The 1,311-nt window shown below is 66.3% G+C and carries 1 protein-coding gene; it reads left to right on the top strand.

Translation table 11 applies throughout. From position 1 onward, the window contains the following. The first annotated feature begins 45 nt into the window (after positions 1-45). Positions 46-1,278, top strand: a complete 1,233-nt coding sequence (locus ACFQSB_RS40165; RefSeq protein ID WP_380832602.1) for an IS30 family transposase — start codon at positions 46-48, stop codon at positions 1,276-1,278. Positions 1,279-1,311: the final 33 nt, after the last annotated feature.

The following is a 1,311-nucleotide window of genomic DNA, read 5'->3' on the forward strand; positions in this document are numbered from 1 at the left end:
CTTGGGTTCTAGGGTTCGTTGCAACACCCCACTTCAGGGGATGCGATGGACTTTGAGATCCGCAAGGTGCGCAAGGCGCAGGGGCCGAGGAAGCTCCGGGCTGAGCGGGAGGAATACTTTCGGCTCGTGGCTCAGGGCTATGGCAATAAGGAAGCCTCACGGCTGGTCGGCGTCAACGTGCGGATCGGCCGTGAGTGGCGTAACGGACGCTTCAGTCCCGGCCGGCTGCGGCCGCCCGCTCGGCCCGAGCGGGCGGCCCGACCCGCCCAGGTGGCTTCCCGTTACCTGCGTGAGGACGAACGTATCCATATCGCTGACCGGCTGCGGGAGAAGGCCTCCATCCGAGCCATCGCCGCCGAGCTGGGCCGCAACCCCTCCACAGTGAGCCGGGAGATCGCCCGTAACCGGACCGAGGGAACCCGGAGCCAGTGGCACTACCGGCCCCACGCAGCCCAGGCACGTGCCGACGCCCGGCGTCCACGACCGAAACTGGGAAAGATAGGAGCCAACCCGGAACTGCGCGAGGCCGTCCAATCCTGGCTGGAGCTGGAATGGAGCCCAGAGCAGATCGCGCACACGCTGCGCGTCCGGTTTCCCGACCGGCCGGAGATGCAGGTGTCACACGAGACGATCTATCAGGCGCTCTACGTTCAAGGACGCGGTGAACTGCGCCGCGAGCTCACCCGGGCGTTGCGCACCGGCCGTACCGCCCGCAAACTGCATCGCCGTCCCGATCAGCGCCAGTCTCGCTTCCTCGCACCGATGGTGATGATCAGTGACCGCCCCGCCGAGGCCGGGGATCGAGCCGTACCCGGCCACTGGGAAGGTGACCTGATCATCGGTAAGGACCAAAAGTCCCAGATCGGGACGCTGGTCGAGCGCAGCACCCGCTACGTTCTGCTCGTCCATCTACCGCACGACCGCACCGCCGAAACCGTCCGAGACTCCCTGGCCGCCACGATGGCCACTCTGCCGACCGAACTGAAGCGGTCGCTGACCTGGGACCAAGGCAGCGAGATGAGCCTGCACCACCAGTTCTCCATCGCCGCCGACCTCCCGGTCTACTTCTGCGACCCGCACTCACCCTGGCAGCGCGGCAGTAACGAGAACACCAACGGCCTGCTCCGCCAATACTTCCCCAAAGGGACCGACCTATCTGTGCACAGCAGCGGCCACCTCGCCGCTGTCGCTGCCCGGTTGAACAGCCGGCCACGCAAAACGCTCGGCTGGGAAACCCCAGCCGAGCGTCTCACCAAGCTCCTGGCACTCGCCAGTTGATCGATCAGTGTTGCGACGACCCCTTGAATCCGC

The sequence above is a fragment of the Sphaerisporangium rhizosphaerae genome (assembly GCF_042665155.1).
Classification (GTDB): domain Bacteria; phylum Actinomycetota; class Actinomycetes; order Streptosporangiales; family Streptosporangiaceae; genus Sphaerisporangium; species Sphaerisporangium rhizosphaerae.